Source organism: Agrobacterium radiobacter (assembly GCF_040801995.1).
GTDB classification, from domain to species: domain Bacteria; phylum Pseudomonadota; class Alphaproteobacteria; order Rhizobiales; family Rhizobiaceae; genus Agrobacterium; species Agrobacterium radiobacter.
Window position 1 is genome coordinate 208,126 of record NZ_JBEGHX010000002.1, and the last position, 16,943, is coordinate 225,068.

Genomic DNA, 16,943 nt, shown 5'->3' on the forward strand with positions numbered 1-16,943 from the left:
GGCGCCGGACTTGTTTTGGCCACATTGCCAGTTTAAATAGCTCTCATGGCAACTGCTGGTGAGCGCGAATGAAATCGATGTTCGCAGTTGTTTTAGTCGCTTCAGACTTTTGACCACGGATGTACTGGCACTGGTGTTGAGAGCGATATGAGGAAGGTCGGTGCAATATTGCCCCGGCCTTTTTTGTTGCCTGCGGCAGCGAATGCTGCATCTTCCCTGCGGTAACGGAATTAACTTGCCTATTCCCCATAAACGGTGCACGCTTCTTCATCGGCAATTAAAGGGCGTTGCCACCGTCAGGCCTGCTGTATTTCCAGCCCTGTCACGCCTGCTGACCACCAGGGAAGCGATTCGGAATTCACGCGACATGCATGACGCCACGGGCCGGCAACGGTTTCCCTGACGCTGCCCGCGTCTCAAGGCGTTGAAGCGTCCTCGCACCATCTCCGGATGGCAGCGCGACGCTCCGGCTTTTGTGAACCTCACAAGAAAGGAGGACGCCATGTCTTCCGCATATGAAAATTGCATCATCACATCGCAGGACCTCAAAATGCTCCAGTCCGTGCTGGAGGGTCTCGGTTATGATCGCCACACCATGGATGACGAAATCGTTCTCTACAACAATGCCGCCCGCAAGGTGATCCAGCTCTTTCAGGATGGCTTGACCGACCCCGCCGATATCTCGGAGGAAATGCTGTTTCTGTTCGGCGTTCACAAACATGAACGCGTAAGACCGTGGAGACCGCTGCCGCGTTATGCCATTCAGGGTCTGCCGCCTCTTTACCGGTGATGCTGTTGCCGCCCTTTTCGTGGCAACCACGCGAAGCGGCCTTCAAAATCACTGATGAAAATAACGGCTTGGCAAAAGCCGTATATCAGGCAACACTGAAATTGAGCGTCCCGCGCGCGATCAGGCGCATCCGGGAAGCTTGGGTATGGAATGTGCATCAGGTGAGTTGCGGGACCATGACCGGCCTGCGCCGGGTCCCGACTGTCCCCATGCCGGTAAGTTTTGCGTCTGCGTGGAGGTGAGTATGACGTATGACTGGAGCGGCCGCAAAATGCGCCGCATGCGAGCGGCGAAACTGACGATCATCAGCCTCGTCGCAGCTTTCGTGCTGACAGCCCCGATTTTCGCCCATTATTGAGGTTCGCAGCCGCAAGGCAGGATCATACCGGCTGGCGGATTTCACTCCGCTTTCTCAACCGGTTCTTCAACCATTTCTGAACGGGCTGGTCATAATAGACCGTCAGCCACCATGACAGGCACGTCGTGGCGATGAGAAAAACAATGCCCGCCGGCAGAGCGAGATTTTCCCTGTGCCCCGCCGGGATCAGAAACTCCGTCCAGGCGAGAAGCGGAATATGCAGCACATAGACCGCATAGGACGCCGTGCCGAGAAACACCGACACCATTCCCACCCCGCGCCCCGGAACCGTCTTGCTGGCCACGAATAGCAGCAGCGGCCAGACAAACAGGACAACCGCAAGATCGAAGAACGGCCGAAGCTCGCGCGACATGGGCACAGCCAGAATGAAACAGACCAGCAGAAGGCAAAGCGCCGCCTGAAAGGGTTTCAACTGCGGTACGCGATTGCGGAAACGGTAAATCAGCACGCCGGCAAAAAACGAGAAGAACACCCGGCCCATGCCTGCATACATTTCGTGCCAGCGAAACCCCGCATGCAAACGGCCGAACTCGGCGGCCGCCACCATCAGCACAAGCGCGCTGACGGTGAGCACCACAGCGGTCTGTCTCGTCGTGGCCCGAACACCCCAGCGGGCATAAAACGCATTCACCACCAGTTCGTTGAAAAGCGACCATGCAGGGCTGACGAGAAACAACGCGCCGTTCAGGGTCAGCGTGAAGGGCGCCGGCAAAAACAGCAGCCCCGTGAAAAGGGCAAAAGCGAGCTCGCCGGGATCGACCAGACGATGCAGATCGTCGATCGGCGTCGGCACGCCCAGCACGTAGAGGCAGATGAAATAAGCCGCCATCAACGCCAGCGCCAGCGCATAAAGAGGGTAAAGACGCGCAAAGCGCGCCTTCAAAAAAAAGCCCGGTGTAATCGCCCCTTCGCTCAGCTTCCGGCTATAGGCATGCGCCAACACGAAACCGCTGAGCGCAAAGAACAAATCCACGGCGAGATAGCTCGAAGCAGTGCTTTTCCCGAACAGATCCTCGGCATGGCGGTGGACGATGAAAAGGGCAGCCACTCCCCTTATGCCGTCGAGCAATATGAAGCGTTCCGGGGACGACTGGACCATGGCGTGAGGCTCGGTGTGGCTGGTGGATTTAAAAGTTCACAAGCAACGAGCTTTAGCGCGTAGCGGTTTGCCGCTGCCAGTCACAAACTGGTTAACGTGGCAAACATCCCGTATTATTATAGGGTACTAAAGGGTGATCGACACCCTTTCGCGGCTGCGAAAGGCGTGCTACGTCCGGATGTCATCGATCTTTTGACCCTTTGACTCTGCGGCCTGTCCTTTTGAATTCAGCTTGATTTCACTTGGATATCTTCGGCGCAAATTCAGATCGGGCGGGTTCGGCGGCAAACAACTTTCTCGGAGTCTCACCATGTCCACCATTGCAGAACGTATCAGAAAAATCATCGTGGACCAGCTTGGCGCCGACCCCGCCAATGTGGTGGACGATGCCAATTTTGCTGACGATCTCGGTGCGGATTCCCTGGAGACGGTTCAGATCGTCATGGAAATCGAGGAGGAATTCGGAGTGGAAATTCCAGATTCCGCCGCAAGCACGATCCTGACCGTCGGCGACGCCATCCGTTTCATCGAAAAAAACAAGGCGTGACCGACGGGGAATTTACCCCGCAGATGACGCCGCTGAAACAGCCTGCGGCTTGGCCAGAAGCAGGCTTTCGGCATAGGCCATCATCAACGGCCCGACACCCTTGGCATCGTCGGACACCACCGGTTCGGTCAGATAATATTCCGGCGTTCCATCGCGATAATTGCCCTCGAAGCCGCCAAGGCCCGCGACATGCACGATGCCGGTGAGGCGCATCACGCCCTCTTCATCGGCTTTCAGCCGCGTTTCCAGAAGCGTCTCAAGCGCGCGGCGGCCCGCCGAAAGGGCGGCAGTCGCCTCTTCGCCCCGCAGGAGCTTCAGCCGCACTGCGTGCAGCAAGGCATAGGCAAACATCGCCGAGGCGGATGTTTCCTCATAATTGCCCGCAAGGCCCGGATTGTCGAGAACCTGCATCCAGAGGCCCGTCTTAGTCTGCCGTGCGATGATGCCGGCCAGAAGACGCCGTGTGCTCTCCCGAAGCTCCGCCGTTGCGCCATCCTCGGGCAGGATGGTCAGTGCGTCCACCAGCGCCATGGCGAGCCAGCCCACCGCACGCGCCCATATGGCGGGAGACTTGCCGCTCTGAGGATCGGCCCAACGCTGGCTGCGGCTGTCGTCGTAACCATGGGCATAAAGCCCGCCACTATCCGCCGTGGCCGCGAGCGCCGCTGAAAACTGCCGCAGCGCATCGTCGATCAGTTCTGTTCGGCCCGTCGCCTGCGCATATTCGATCTGGAAAGGAAGTCCCATATAAAGCCCGTCCAGCCAGACCTGGTGCGGATAACGCTTCTTGTGCCAGTAATTCCCGGAGGCAATACGCGGATGGCTGCGGAGTTGTCCCGCCAGATGTTCCGCCGCAGCGAGGTAACGCGGATCATCCGTTTCCACCGCAAGGGGAAAGAGAATGCGGCCGGCGAGAATATGGTCGATATTATATTCCTGCGGATCGTAACCGGCGAGCGTTCCGTCAGCCGCTATCTGTGCATCGGCCAGACGGTACAGATGGTCATTCCAGCGCGCCTCTCCGGTCGCCTCGAACAGCTGCTGCAAGCCGCGATAGAGACATCCATCCTCGTAACACCAGCTTCCGCCCTTGTAGTAGCGATAGCGGCTCGAGAATTGGTCAAAATATTCAGTGGCTTTCATGGAGTTTCTCAATCGAAATCTGACACAATGGAAACGGAAGCGTCGCTCAGCAGGGCGGGATTATCGCAGACTATATGCGCCTGCTCGAAAACAATCGCCTCATGGCGCATGGGGCGCACCCGGTCGGCCATGATCGGCGGCGTTGCGATGGCCGACGGATCGCGCGAGACGATGGTGAGATTGCGGATGGTGACGTTGCGGATGGGCGCTTCGGCAAGACCGAGAAAAGCGCCGGCAGCATGGGAGAGATTGCGGATTTCGACATCCTCCACGGTAATGCCGTCGATAAAGGGAGTACCGCCATCGACCGGCACGGGGTTTCGCGACTGCACCCAGTCATCATGCCCATCGGCGTCGCAATGGTAGTGGGCATTGGCGGAAAGCGCGGTCTTCACGCCATCCAGCAGCACCCGGCGCATGGCGATGTTGCTGACGGTGCCGCCCCGCCCGCGCCGTGTCTTGAGGCGCAGGCCGCGATCCGTGCCGATCATGTCGCAATCCTCAACCGCCACGTCATGCACGCCGCCGGACATTTCCGAACCGATCACCAGCCCGCCATGGCCGCGCTCCATCAGGCAATGACCTACACGCACGCCGCGTGTTTCCGCAAGATGATCGTCCTCGCCGTCAGGGCCGCGCTTTCCCGCCTTCACCGCGATGCAATCGTCTCCGACGGAGAAGCGCACGCCTGATATCGTGACGTTGCGGCAGCTTTCCGGATTGAAACCATCGGTGTTCGGGCTTTCATGCGGCGCGACGATGCTGAGACCAGCGGCGATCAACTCTTCACAGCCCTGCGGATGGATCGTCCATGAGGCGGCGTTTCGGATCGTGAAACCGAGAAGCTGGGTTTTGCGACAGGAAACGAGATGCAGACCACGCGGCCGGCGCGCGCCATCGCGGGTTTCTTTCGGCCAGCTCCACCAATCGCCCTTGTCGCCGGAGCCATCAAGAATGCCCCTGCCCTCGATGACGAGATTATCTACCCCGATGGCATGAACCGGCGCGGTAAAACAGGCATCCGGCAATCCTTCCCAGCTGCCCAGCATGCGGCCGGCCTCATCGCGTGCGGGCAATATCGGCCATCCCCTGCGGGTGGAAGGTGCGCGCAGTACGGCTCCCTGCGCAAGGTGAAAGGTCATGTTGCTTTTGAGGCGCACGGGAAAGGCGGTCCAGACACCGGCTGCAAGTCGCAACGTGCCGCCCTGCGGCACGGCGGCAACCGCCCTTTCCAGCACCTGCGCATTGGCGCGCGCGCCCTCTTCATCATCGAGCGCAACATCCGGCAACAATTGAAATGCCGCGGCATCGACACGCCCGGCACAGGAAAGGGTTCTGAACTCCAGCCTTCCGAACCCTTCCGCTTCGAAGATATAGCGCGTATCCGGGGAGAGATCATGCAGCAGCGCCACCACGGTCGCGGTTTCGCCACTCCGTTCATCGCCATCCGCCGACGTCAGACGCCATTCCGTTTTGGACGGAAGGAAATATCGAGCGCCGGGCGCGGCAAGGCAAAGCGCTGCCGTTCGCGCCGAAGACGCGATGACAAGGGGTTCGTTCATGCTCTCTTCTCGTCTTTCGTGAATGGCCGGCCAAACCCTTGGCGGACATGCTTCATATCATCCGGCGGCCGGATAGAGGGCCCGCCACCAGAGGCGGCGGGCCATTGTCGTCAATCGAACTTGGCAAGAACATCGTTGGTCGTATCGATGATCTGCTCGGCTGCCTGTTCCGCCGTCAGCTGGCCATAGGCATATTCTTCAAGCGTATCGATAAAGCCCGAGCGGATTTCCGGATGTTCGTTGAAGGGGGAAACCACCGGTCCCGATGCCGCCATGACGATGGCATTGGCGGCGCGCACTTCCGGCTCGCCCTTGTCACCCAGACGCGCCGCCGCAGCCTTCGACGCCGGCAGACCGCGCGAGGTGCCAAGCGCGTCGACGCCCTCCGGCTCGTTAAGCAGGCAGTTCAGAATCTGAGCAGCCGCTTCCGGATTTTTGGAGTTTTTCGAGATCGAAAATACCATGGAGGGCTTGCGATAAACGCCTTCCGTCACGGCATCGGCAAGCTTCAGCATCGGCACCGGTTTCAGAACCTGTCCCTCCTTCAGGGGATCGGCATATTTCGAATAGGTCGAGTCCCATTCATAGGAGCCGGCGATGCGGCCTTCGGACCAGGACGGCTTTTCATAGAGATTGACGTTGCCATCGGCCGCCTCCTCTTTCTGGGAGCGGATGGAGCCGGTTTCGACCAGCTTGCCGACGAAGGAGATGCCCTCTGCCAGCTCCTGCGGCGTCCAGGCCACACGGTTGGTCTTGGGGTCGACCACATCCTTGCCCGTCTTCTGCACGATGGCCAGCGTTACGAGCAACTGGGCGGTCTCTTTCACGGCATTGAAGGTGTAATAGTCCTTGCCGAGCTTTTCCTTGATGGTCTTGGTTGCCGCGAAGAACTCATCCCAGGTCTTCGGAATTTCCACGCCCGCCTTCTCGAAGGTGGTGGCGTTAAAGAAGAAGACGCGGCCCGTGGTGGAGACGGAAAGCCCCTGCAGCACGCCGTTCATCGATCCTGCCTCCAGATCGGTCTCGGCCCATTGCGAAAGATCGAGCGGTTTCAGCTGGCGCAGATCGGCAAAACCCTCGCCGTTCTTGGAAAACAGCGGCAGCCATGGCCAGTTGACCTGAACGATATCGGCTTCCGTCTTGCCGGCCATCTGCGTGGTCAGCTTTTCCAGATAGCCGTCGAAGCCGGTGAATTCCCCCTTCACCGTGTGGCCGTATTTCTCGCCGCAGGCGGCAATGGCCTTCTGGGTGGCGACATGGCGGCTTTCACCGCCCCACCACGACATGCGCAGTTCTGCAGCACCCGCCGCGGGGGCCGCCGCCATAGCGGCATAGGCTACACCGGCGAACATCGCCATCATTCTTGTCATCATCTTCATTGTTCTTCTCCTCCTCGAAAAATCAGGCACGCGCGTCCCCTCCTCACAGCGAGACGTTGCGGCCATCGGCCTTGTCGAAAATATGCAGCTTCTCCGGGTCCGGCTTCAGCCGCAGGATACCGTCGCGTCCGAGCGCTTCGAACTCCGCCGCCCCCACCACGCTCACCAGCTTCTGGCCGCCGAGATCGGCGTGCAGATAGACCTCGTGACCCATGAATTCCGCATTGGTGAGTTTCGCCTGCAAGGCCGGACCATCAGCCTCGCCTGCCAGCGAGAGATGCTGCGGGCGAATGCCGATGACGGCATCTACCGGCTTTGCTGAAAGACGCCTTTCAAGATGTTCGCCGATTGGCAGGCGCTGCCCGCCAATGACGAATTCCGCACCGTCGATGGTCACATCCACGAGGTTCATTTCCGGCATACCGATAAAACCGGCCACGAACAGATTGGCGGGATGGTTGTAGAGCTCCTTCGGCGTCGCGACCTGCATGATGCGCCCGGCCTGCATCACGCAGATACGGTCCCCCATGGTCATGGCTTCCGTCTGGTCATGCGTAACGTAAATGACCGTGGAGGACAGACCTTCCGCCTTCAGCTGGCGGTGCAGATCGGTGATGCGTACCCGCATGGAGGCGCGCAGCTTGGCATCGAGATTGGACAGCGGCTCATCGAACAGGAACACGCCAGGTTTCTTGATGAGCGCGCGACCCAGCGCCACACGCTGCGCCTGTCCGCCGGAAAGCTGCTTCGGCAACCGGTCGAGCAGCGGCTCGATTTCGAGAATGCGCGCGACATTGTCGATCGCCTTTTCGATCTCAGGCTTGGCGACACCGGCGATCTTCAGGCCGAAGGCGAGATTGCCGCGCACCTTCATATGCGGATAAAGCGCATAATTCTGGAATACCATGGCGATGGAGCGCTTGCCGGGGGGCAGGTCATTGACGCGCTGGTCACCGATGAGGATTTCGCCGCCGGTGATTTCCTCCAGCCCCGCCACCATGCGCAGCGTCGTGGATTTGGCGCAGCCGGAAGGGCCGACGAACACCATGAACTCACCATCCTCGACGTCGAGATTGATGCCATGCACGGCCTTGAAGCTGCCGCCATAGATTTTTTCGAGATTTTTAAGTTGAACGCTTGCCATTTTCAGCCCTTGACCCCGCCAGACGAGATCCCTTCAATGAAATACCGTTGCGCCGCAAAGAACACGATCAGCGCAGGCGCGATCGTCAGCACCGACATCGCCAGGATGCGGTTCCATTCAAAGGCTTCGGTGGTGTCGATGGAGAGTTTGAGCGCAAGGCTCACCGGATATTTGTCGACCGAGGACAGGTAGATCAGCGGCCCGAGGAAATCGTTCATCGTCCACATGAACTGGAACAGGCAGACCGAGATCAGCGCCGGCGCCAGCATCGGCACGACGATATAGATGAGCGTCTGCAGGCTGTTGGCCCCATCCACGCGGGCGGCCTCTTCCATGTCCGATGGCAGCGAGCGCAGGAACTGCACCAGCATGAAGACGAAGAAGGCATCACCGGCGAAAGCCGAGGGAACCCAGAGCGGCAGGAAACTATCCAGCCAGCCGAGATCACGGAACAGAATATATTGCGGAATGCGGGTGACGACGTTCGGCAGGAGCAAGATGGCGATGACCGAGCCGAACAGGATTTTCTTCAGCGGAAAATCGAAGCGGGCAAAGGCATAGGCCGCCATGGTGCAGGAAATCGCCGTGCCGATGACCTTCGGCAGGATGATCAGGAACGAATTCCAGAAGAACCGGCCGAACGTATAGGGCGTCGAGGTTTCCCAGCCGCGGATATAGCCATCCAGCGTCGGGTTTTCCGGGATGAAACCGGCGCCGGAGAAGATTTCCGAATTGGTCTTGAAGCTTGCGCCCACCAGCCAGATCAGCGGGTAAAGCATGACAAGGCCGACGGCGAACAGCAGCACGTAGCGGACGGAGGTGGAGAGCAGCCTGAGCCGTGCCCGGCGGGCCGCCTGCATGTCGTTTAGGGTTGCGATATCGGTCATGGCATCAATTCCGCTTGTCGCCGGCGTAATAGACCCACTTCTTCGAGGACCAGAAGGCCACGAGGGTCAGCACGGTGATGATGGTGAAAAGCACCCAGGCGATGGCGGAGGCATAGCCCATGTTGAACTTCTTGAAGGCCTCGTCGTAGATATAAAGTGGCAGGAGGTAAGTGGACTTCAGCGGCCCGCCCTGGGTGATGATGTAAGGTCCGTTGAACTCCTGGAATGCCTGCACCATCTGCATGATGAGGTTGAAGAAGATCACGGGTGTCAAAAGCGGCAGCGTGATGAAGAAGAAGGTCCTGACCTTGCCCGCGCCATCGATGGCGGCCGCCTCGTAAAGCGATTTGTCGATGGATTGCAGGGCGGCGAGAAAGATCACCATAGCAGAGCCGAACTGCCAGCAACGCAGCAGCGTGATGGTGAAAAGCGCGTTGCCGGGATCACCGAACCAATCAACCGGCGACAGGCCGACGGTCGCCAACGCCATATTGGCGAGCCCCTCGCTTGCAAAGATGTAGCGCCACAGCACCGCAATCGCGATCGAGCCGCCGAGGATGGACGGCACGTAAAAGGCCGTGCGGAAGAAGTTGATGAATTGCAGCTTGTAATTGAGTATCGCCGCAATGAAGAGGGCGAAGGCAAGCTTCAGCGGCACCGTCAGAAACACGTAGAACAGGGTAACGTTCAGCGATTTCATGAAGGTGCGGTCGCGGGTGAACAGGCGCTCGTAATTCGCCAGCCCCGCCCAGCTTGGATCGCTCATCAGGTCGTAACGGGTGAAGCTGAGATAGAGTGAGCCAAGAAACGGGATCGCGGTAAAGACCAGCAGCCCGATGATATAAGGCGTCAGATATCCCAGCCCGAGGAAGCGCTGAGATTTCATGCCGCACCTCCCCGCGCCCCAATGGAACGCGACTGACAGAATACAATTTCGTACAAGTGATTCTCCTGGAACGGCCGGCGGCGGGCGCGTGATGGCGCAATTTCTCGCCGCGACCGATCTCCTCCCTCATTGATACGGCGCGTAAAAGCTATTTATGCGGTGACAAGACCAAATTTCCGAGCCAAGGTGAATTAACAAAGACGAGGAAAAAGATGGACGAAATCGAAGGTGGCATTCTGTCATCCGTTCCGCCTGCGGCGCTCAACCTCAACCTGACGCGCGCGACGATCAAGATGGAGCATTCGCGCACCTGGCAGATCGACAAATCCAATCAGGTGGACGATCTCATCATCTGCCTGGAAGGACGCGGGCACTATCTCGTCGATGGCGAGGCGCGGGTGCTGGAGCCCGGTGATGCGATGCTGATTTTGAAGGGGCAGCGCTTTGTCGGCTGGAACGAGCAGGCCTTGACCTATCGCGGCGTGGCGCAGCATTTCACGCTCGACATTTACGGCCGCCACAACCTGATCGCGCAGATGGACCTGAAGCCGAAATTACGGCTGAGCCGCTGGCCGCTTTTGGAGCCGCTCGTGCGTCACTACCGGCAGAGCGCCCCGCCCTCTTCCGTGACACTGGGCCAGCACCATCTTTTCATGGTGCTTCTGATCGCCTTCATCGACGATGCCTTCCTTGGATGGGTTGACCGCCCGAGTTTCCAGCCGGAAGGCACGGAAGGCCTCGACCTTGCGGTGATGAAGGCGATCACCATGATTTCGGCCAATCCGCTGGACCCTGACATTGCCGGTCGGGCGACAGACGCAGCGCCCTATAATCGCGATTATTTCCTGCGCGAATTCCAGAAACGGGTGGGTCGAACGCCGCGGAAATATCAGGAATTCAAGCGCATGGAACGCGCCATGCATTTTCTCGAGGCAGGACTTTCAGTCTCGGCGGCCGCTGCCGAGGTGGGGTATGGCGACCCCTATTATTTCTCACGCATGTTCAAGCGCACACTGGGACTAAGTCCGCGCGAGCATATGAACCGGATACGCCGCAGCCGGCATGGCAATCTGATGGCGTTTGACGAGCATGAACAACAGAGGCTGCTTGCCGCCGAAATGGAAAAGGCCCCGGCATAGCGGGGCCTCCTTGTTTGGAACCTCCGGAGTTACCGGAACAGTGATGGCAACCACAGGGAAAGCGACGGGATATAGGTGACGGCGAGCAGCACGGCGATGCTGGCGCCGAAGAACGGCCAGATCGTCCGCATCGCCTCCCGTATCGATATGCCGCCCACCGCGCAGCCGACGAAGAGCACCGTTCCGACCGGCGGCGTGTTGAGGCCGATCCCGGCATTCAGGATCATCACGACGCCGAAATGCACGGGGTCGATGCCGAAGGCCTTCACGACAGGCAAAAGCACCGGCGTGGAGATGATGACCATGGGCGCCATGTCCATGAAGGTGCCGAGCAGCAGCAGGATGACGTTGATAACCAGCAGCACGATGATTGGATTGTCCGAAATCGCGCTGATTGCGGCGATCATCAGCGTCTGCACCTGCAGGAAGGCCATCAGCCAGCCGAAGGACGCCGCCGTGCCGATGACGAGCAACACCATGGCCGTGGTGCGGACGGCACCCATCACCGCTTCCACGAAACCGTTCCAGTCCAGCTCGCGGTAAACCAGCATGGCTACGAGGAAGGCATAGAGCACGGCGATGCAGGAGCTTTCCGTGGCGGTGAAAATGCCCGAGCGCACACCGCCGAAGATGATGCCGATCAGCAGAATGCCGGGGAACGACGCCAGCAGATAATACATCAGCTTCGAAAAACCAGGAAACGGTTCGGATGGATAACCCTTGCGGCGGGCGACGATATAGGCCGTCACCATCAGCGCCGCGGCCAAAAGCAGGCCCGGAATGATGCCGGCGGTGAAAAGATCGGCGACCGAGACGTTGCCGCCCGCTGCAATCGAATAGAGGATCATGTTATGCGAGGGCGGGATCATCAGCGCGATGATGGCGGCATTGACTGTGATATTGACGGCATAATCCCTGTCATAACCGCGTTTGGCCATTTGCGGGATCATCAGCCCGCCGACAGCCGAGGCATCGGCGACGGCCGAACCGGAAATGCCGCCGAACAACGTCGAGGCCACGATATTGACCTGACCGAGGCCGCCGCGCAGGTGCCCGACGAGACCGGCGGCAAAGCGGATGAGGCGATGGGCGATGCCGCCGCGCACCATGAGGTCTCCGGCGAAGATGAAGAACGGGATCGCCATCATCGCAAAGACATTCATGCCGGAATTCATCTGCTGGAACACAACGACGGGTGGCAGGCCGAGATAAAGAACCGTGGCGAAGGAAGCGATGCCGAGGCAGAAGGCGATCGGCGTGCCGATCAGCATCAGCAGGGTGAAGACGCCGAAGAGAATGGTGTAAGCCATTTTACGCAGCCTCCTGCACGATCACGTCAGCCGCGATTTCCTCGCCGATGATAAGATCGATGAAACGTTCGGCGGAAAACAGCGCAATGAGGAAACCGCCGCCGATCAGCGGGAAGAAGTCCGTGCCGCCGGGCCAGCCGAGAACCGGGATCGTCGCCGACCACGTGCCCATGGAAAGCGAGGCGCCATACCAGGCCATACCGACGCCGAAGAAGAAGATGAGCGCAAGGCTCGTCAAGTCCATGACTTTCTGCACGCGTGGCGACATCATGTAGCGCAGAATATCAAGCCCAAGATGCACGCTTTCGCGCACGCCGACGGCTGCCCCCAGCATGATGAACCATGACATGAGATGCAGCGACAGCGGCTCCGACCAGCTGGGTGAATCATTCAGGATGTAACGGGCAAAGACCTGCCAGCCGACGATGAGCGTCATGGCGATCATACCGATACTGGCAATATAAAGCGACGCGTGGCTGAGCGCGCCGAGAAAGGGGCGGATTGCCCGCATGAAATTTCGCATTGTCTGTTCCTCCGCATCCACGGCGACAAAAGAAAACCGGCCCTGTGTCCAGGGCCGGTTTTCCGCGCGTTACTTGACCGCTTTCACCCGTTCCAGAAGGTCTTTCATCTTCGGATCGGTGACGAATTTGTCGTAGACCGGACCCATCGCCGCAGCGAATTCCTCTTTGTTGACCTTGATGACGTTGGCGCCGCCGGCGCGGACTTTTTCTTCCGACGCCTTTTCGCGGGCGCTCCAGAGTTCGCGCATCTTGGCAACGGAATCCTTGGCGGCCTGGCGCAGCAGCTTCTGGTCTTCCGGCGAGAGCTTGTCGTAGGAGATCTTGGAAATGACGAGAATTTCCGGATTGAGGGAATGCTCCGTCAGCGAGTAGTTTTTCGCCACTTCATAGTGGCGGGCGGATTCGTAAGACGGCCAGTTGTTTTCGGCGCCGTCAACGACGCCGGTTTCAAGTGAGGAATAGACCTCACCCATCGGCATCGGCGTTGGGTTGGCGCCAAAGGCCTGCATCATCGAAATCCACAGATCGGACTGCTGCACGCGAATTTTCAGGCCCTTCAGGTCCGCCAGTTTTTCGACGGGCTTTTTGGTGGTGTAGAAGGAACGCGCACCGGAATCGTAAAAGGCAAGGCCGACAAGGCCGTGTGGTTCGAAGGCTGCCAGAACCTCATCGCCGATCGGGCCGTCCACCGTATTGTGCATGTGCTCGGTCGAGCGGAACAGGAACGGCAGGCCGAGAACGGTGGTTTCCTTGACCAGATTGTTGAAGGGGGCGGCGTTGACGCGGTTCATGTCGATGACGCCGAAACGGGTCTGCTCAATAGTGTCTTTCTCGCCGCCGAGAACGGAATTGTTCATGACCTGGATCTTGATGCGGCCATTGCTTCGCTCGGCCAGCAGCTCGCCCATGTATTTCACGGCTTCGACGGTTGGATAACCATCCGGGTGGATATCGGCGGAGCGCAGGGTTATTTCCTGCGCGCCGGCGGCCACACCTGATAGCGCGATCCCCATCGCGACGCACATCATGCTTGCAATCTTTTTCATGCTTTCCTCCTCCATTGTTGAAACGGCCCAGCCCCTCCAAGGCTATCGGACCGATTTTTTCACGCCCATCCGGGCCGGCATGCAAAGACCTCTCATTTAAAAAGGATGATGGGGCCTCCCTTCCCCTCCCATCCCGAATTGACCTATGCCGCCTTGAATGGCGGCATCTTGAACAGCGCTTCCGGATTTTCCACCAATGCACGATGACGGGCCGCCTCATCCGGCAGCCAGCCGAGCGTCAGTTCGGCAAGGCGGGCATCGTCCGGATAGGCAGCCGTTTCGCGCACCGAATTATGCGGCCAGTTGGTGCCCCAGACGATGCGCTCCGGCGCATGGGCGGCGATCACCCGCGAAAAGGCGGCGACATCCTCATAGGGCCACTTCTCCCGCGAACTTTCATAGACGCCGGCGAACTTGAACCAGAGATTGCCGCGATCCATCAGCTTCAGAAGAACAGTCATTTCCGGACCGTCCGTTTTGATGCCCTTGAAGAACTTGCCGTGGTGATCGAACACCCAGCGTGAGCGGATTTTCTGAAGACGTGGCAGGTGGTCGAGAAGACCATTGCCGTCGAATTGCACCGCCACCATCCAGTCAGCCGCGTGCGCCCTCTCATCCACCGCCTCAAGCTCGGAAAGGTTCACCGCACCGCCAGGCAGATCCATGATGCGCGCGCCAACGGCACCGGCGGCGGCAAGCTTTTCCATGTCCTTCTCGGTCGTACTCGCATCGATAATGACCACGGCGCGGGCCGCTTCGCCCATCTCAGCAACACAGGCGAGCGTGTTGCCATTATCGCGCTGATGGGCGTTTCCCTGAGTGATGATGACCCGGTCGATGCCGAGCCATTGCATGAGCTTGCGATAGTCCTCCGGTCCCGGCAGGGCGCCCGGCGGCAGGCCCGGCCCGCCCGGCAAGGCCGGATAACCGGGCAGATACATATGCATCTGCGTGTCGACGGCCCCTTTCGGGAAGGCGGGCCGAGGCGCTGTGCCGCTCAGTTTTCTGACGAGTTCGCTCACGGGTCTGGCATCCTGAATTCAAGCAATGCGTCGCGGTTGATCTCAATTCCAAGACCCGGACCATCGGGGATGGCGACAATGCCGTTTACCGCCTCGATCGGCTTGCTCAGCACGGCCTGGCGGAAGGGATTATAGGTGCGGTCGAACTCCATGATCGGCTCTATCGGATTGACGCGCACCGGATCTGGCGTCATCGCCGCCATGAATTGCAGGGCGGCGGCGATCTGCACGCCGGTCCCCCAGACATGCGGCACGATGCGCACGCCGTGCAGCGTGGCAAGCGTCGCAATCTTCTGGGTTTCGGAAAAGCCGCCGCAGCCGCATAGATCGGGCTGGAGAATATCCACAGCACCAGCGGAAAGCGCCTGCCACATGCCATAACGCCCATGCCAGGTCTCGCCGCCCGCAACCGGGATTGGCTGACCTGCCCGCACCCGGGCATAGGCATCAAGCTGTTCGGGAACCACCGGTTCCTCAAACCAGTCGATACCATAATCGGCAGCGCGATTGCCGAGCGTGATGGCTTCGGTGACGGTATAACCGTGATTGGCGTCGATCATCAGCCGCATATCCGGCCCGATGGCCTCCCGCACCGCAGCGATGACTCTGAGGTCTTCCTCGATACCGAAACCGATCTTAATCTTGCAGGCGTGAAAACCCTCTGCCCGGCGTTCCGCCATCTCCAAGGCATTGTCGGAGACGCGGTCAACGCCATCGCGCTTGAAACTGCCGGTCGCATAGGCGCGCACGCTTTCACGCCAGCGCCCGCCGAGCAGCATCGAGATGGAAGCACCGTAGTGCTTGCCCTTGATGTCCCAGAGCGCAATGTCGATGCCGGACAATGCGGTGAGGCTCAGGCCACGCTGGCCCTGATCGCGCAGGGCATTATAAAGCATGGCCCAGATTTTTTCGGTCTGGCGCGGGTCCTGGCCGATAAGCCAGCCCGCATAAGCCTGAACCACGGCGGCATTCGGCCGTGCCGGGCCGAGGCATTCACCCCAGCCGACGGTCCCGTCGTCACATTCGATCTCAACCAGAATATGGGCGCGTCGATCAAAGCGCATGGATGCGCTTTCAAACGGCGTGTCCAGCCGGTGCTCGAGCAGATGCGTACGCACCGCCGTGATTTTCATGGCTCGCCTCCCGTCGTGTCTCGATTAGGGTTTGCGCTTATGCGTGCCGATCAGGGCATCGAGCATGCCGATTTCCTCATTCGTCAGATCCTTCAGCGGCGCACGCACCGGACCGGCGTTGAAGCCCTGCAGGCGCACGCCGGCCTTGACGGCGGAGACGGCGTAACCCTTGGCGCGGTTGCGGATCGCCATGAACGGATAGAAGAACTCCGTCAGGATGCGCTCGCAGGTGGCGCGCTCACCGGCACGCAGCGCCGCATAGAACTCATTGGCAAGGCCCGGCACGAAGTTGAAGACCGCCGAGGAATAGGTGGTGAAGCCGGCGCCGAGATAGGCTTCGGCAAACAGTTCCGCCGTCGGCATGCCGCCGAGATACATCAGGCGGTCACCCATCTTGGCGGTGATCTGGCGCACAAGGCCGATATCGCCGGTGCCGTCCTTGAAACCGACGAGGTTCGGGCATTCGTCGCAGAGACGCGCCAGCGTATCGGCCTGCAGCACGGAATTGTCACGGTTATAGACCATGACGCCGATGCCGACCGACTGACACACCTTCTTGATATGGGCGTATAGCCCTTCCTGCGGCGCATCGATGAGGTAATGCGGCAGAAGCAGGATACCGTCAGCACCGACCTTTTCGACAGAGCGGGCAATATCAACGGCGATCTCGGTGCCGTAACCGCAGCCGGAAACAATGGCGGTTTCGCCGGCAACTTCCTTGGCGGCGGAGACGATGGTGGGGATCTCATCCGGCTTCAGCGAAAAGAACTCACCCGTGCCGCCGGCGGCAAACAGCACCGGCGCCTTGTATCCGGCGAGCCATTCGACATGCGCCCTGTAGCTATCGGCCGCAAAACGACCCTCGGCATCGAAATGGGTGACCGGGAAAGACAACAGACCGGAGCCAAGCGCCGTCTTGATTTGTTCAGGGTTCATCATCGAAATTCCTCTGC

The 16,943-nt window shown here is 59.6% G+C and carries 16 protein-coding genes; 3 read left to right on the forward strand and 13 right to left on the reverse strand.

The features are described from left to right. The first annotated feature begins 502 nt into the window (after positions 1-502). Positions 503-790, forward strand: a complete 288-nt coding sequence (locus MRBLRC7O_RS14965) for a hypothetical protein (RefSeq protein ID WP_020810478.1) — start codon at positions 503-505, stop codon at positions 788-790. A 380-nt stretch (positions 791-1,170) separates the two neighbouring features. On the opposite strand, the gene MRBLRC7O_RS14970 is transcribed toward MRBLRC7O_RS14965, so the two are convergent. Next, entirely contained in the window at positions 1,171-2,268 is a 1,098-nt protein-coding gene (locus MRBLRC7O_RS14970; RefSeq protein WP_020810477.1) for an acyltransferase family protein, read from the reverse strand. A gap of 310 nt (positions 2,269-2,578) precedes the next feature. On the opposite strand from MRBLRC7O_RS14970, the gene MRBLRC7O_RS14975 reads away from it, so the two are divergent. Beyond that, positions 2,579-2,815, forward strand: coding sequence for an acyl carrier protein (locus tag MRBLRC7O_RS14975; protein WP_020810476.1), 237 nt, complete (start codon positions 2,579-2,581; stop codon positions 2,813-2,815). Positions 2,816-2,827: 12 nt separating this feature from the next. On the opposite strand, the gene MRBLRC7O_RS14980 is transcribed toward MRBLRC7O_RS14975, so the two are convergent. The 6 genes from MRBLRC7O_RS14980 to MRBLRC7O_RS15005 all read right to left on the reverse strand — a co-directional run bounded on the left by MRBLRC7O_RS14980 (position 2,828) and on the right by MRBLRC7O_RS15005 (position 9,816). Continuing rightward, positions 2,828-3,958: a glycoside hydrolase family 88/105 protein gene (locus MRBLRC7O_RS14980; protein ID WP_020810475.1), complete on the reverse strand. Its 1,131-nt coding sequence runs from the start codon at positions 3,956-3,958 to the stop codon at positions 2,828-2,830. Positions 3,959-3,966: 8 nt separating this feature from the next. Beyond that, positions 3,967-5,520, reverse strand: a complete 1,554-nt coding sequence (gene pglA, locus MRBLRC7O_RS14985) for a polygalacturonase PglA (protein WP_031233944.1) — start codon at positions 5,518-5,520, stop codon at positions 3,967-3,969. A gap of 110 nt (positions 5,521-5,630) precedes the next feature. Then, positions 5,631-6,899 (reverse strand): ABC transporter substrate-binding protein, encoded by a 1,269-nt coding sequence (locus MRBLRC7O_RS14990; protein ID WP_020810474.1) that lies wholly within the window; start codon positions 6,897-6,899, stop codon positions 5,631-5,633. Between the two features lie 43 nt (positions 6,900-6,942). Then, positions 6,943-8,043: an ABC transporter ATP-binding protein gene (locus MRBLRC7O_RS14995; protein ID WP_003508132.1), complete on the reverse strand. Its 1,101-nt coding sequence runs from the start codon at positions 8,041-8,043 to the stop codon at positions 6,943-6,945. A 2-nt stretch (positions 8,044-8,045) separates the two neighbouring features. Continuing rightward, complete coding sequence (locus tag MRBLRC7O_RS15000) at positions 8,046-8,930, reverse strand: carbohydrate ABC transporter permease (protein ID WP_003508131.1); 885 nt, start codon at positions 8,928-8,930, stop codon at positions 8,046-8,048. 4 nt (positions 8,931-8,934) lie between these two features. Beyond that, entirely contained in the window at positions 8,935-9,816 is an 882-nt protein-coding gene (locus tag MRBLRC7O_RS15005; RefSeq protein WP_020812558.1) for a carbohydrate ABC transporter permease, read from the reverse strand. Positions 9,817-10,028: 212 nt separating this feature from the next. Between MRBLRC7O_RS15005 and MRBLRC7O_RS15010 the strand changes: the two genes are divergently transcribed. Beyond that, positions 10,029-10,955, forward strand: a complete 927-nt coding sequence (locus tag MRBLRC7O_RS15010) for a helix-turn-helix transcriptional regulator (RefSeq protein WP_020812559.1) — start codon at positions 10,029-10,031, stop codon at positions 10,953-10,955. 29 nt (positions 10,956-10,984) lie between these two features. Here the strand turns inward: MRBLRC7O_RS15010 and MRBLRC7O_RS15015 are convergent, their stop codons facing one another. The 6 genes from MRBLRC7O_RS15015 to kdgD all read right to left on the reverse strand — a co-directional run bounded on the left by MRBLRC7O_RS15015 (position 10,985) and on the right by kdgD (position 16,926). Next, positions 10,985-12,265, reverse strand: a complete 1,281-nt coding sequence (locus MRBLRC7O_RS15015; RefSeq protein ID WP_020812560.1) for a TRAP transporter large permease — start codon at positions 12,263-12,265, stop codon at positions 10,985-10,987. Between the two features lies 1 nt (position 12,266). Then, a complete protein-coding gene (locus tag MRBLRC7O_RS15020) occupies positions 12,267-12,788 on the reverse strand; it encodes a TRAP transporter small permease (RefSeq protein ID WP_020812561.1) in 522 nt (173 codons plus the stop codon). 69 nt (positions 12,789-12,857) lie between these two features. Continuing rightward, positions 12,858-13,835 (reverse strand): TRAP transporter substrate-binding protein, encoded by a 978-nt coding sequence (locus tag MRBLRC7O_RS15025; protein ID WP_060723533.1) that lies wholly within the window; start codon positions 13,833-13,835, stop codon positions 12,858-12,860. Positions 13,836-13,978: 143 nt separating this feature from the next. Further along, entirely contained in the window at positions 13,979-14,857 is an 879-nt protein-coding gene (locus MRBLRC7O_RS15030; RefSeq protein WP_020812563.1) for an amidohydrolase family protein, read from the reverse strand. Beyond that, the gene (locus MRBLRC7O_RS15035) at positions 14,854-15,990 is read right to left on the reverse strand and encodes a D-galactarolactone cycloisomerase (protein WP_065695350.1); all 1,137 of its coding nucleotides are present in this window, start codon (positions 15,988-15,990) and stop codon (positions 14,854-14,856) included. The genes MRBLRC7O_RS15030 and MRBLRC7O_RS15035 overlap by 4 nt, the downstream gene beginning before the upstream one ends. A gap of 24 nt (positions 15,991-16,014) precedes the next feature. Beyond that, on the reverse strand, positions 16,015-16,926 hold the full coding sequence (gene kdgD / locus MRBLRC7O_RS15040) for a 5-dehydro-4-deoxyglucarate dehydratase (RefSeq protein WP_003508120.1): 912 nt from the start codon (positions 16,924-16,926) through the stop codon (positions 16,015-16,017). Positions 16,927-16,943 lie beyond the last annotated feature (17 nt).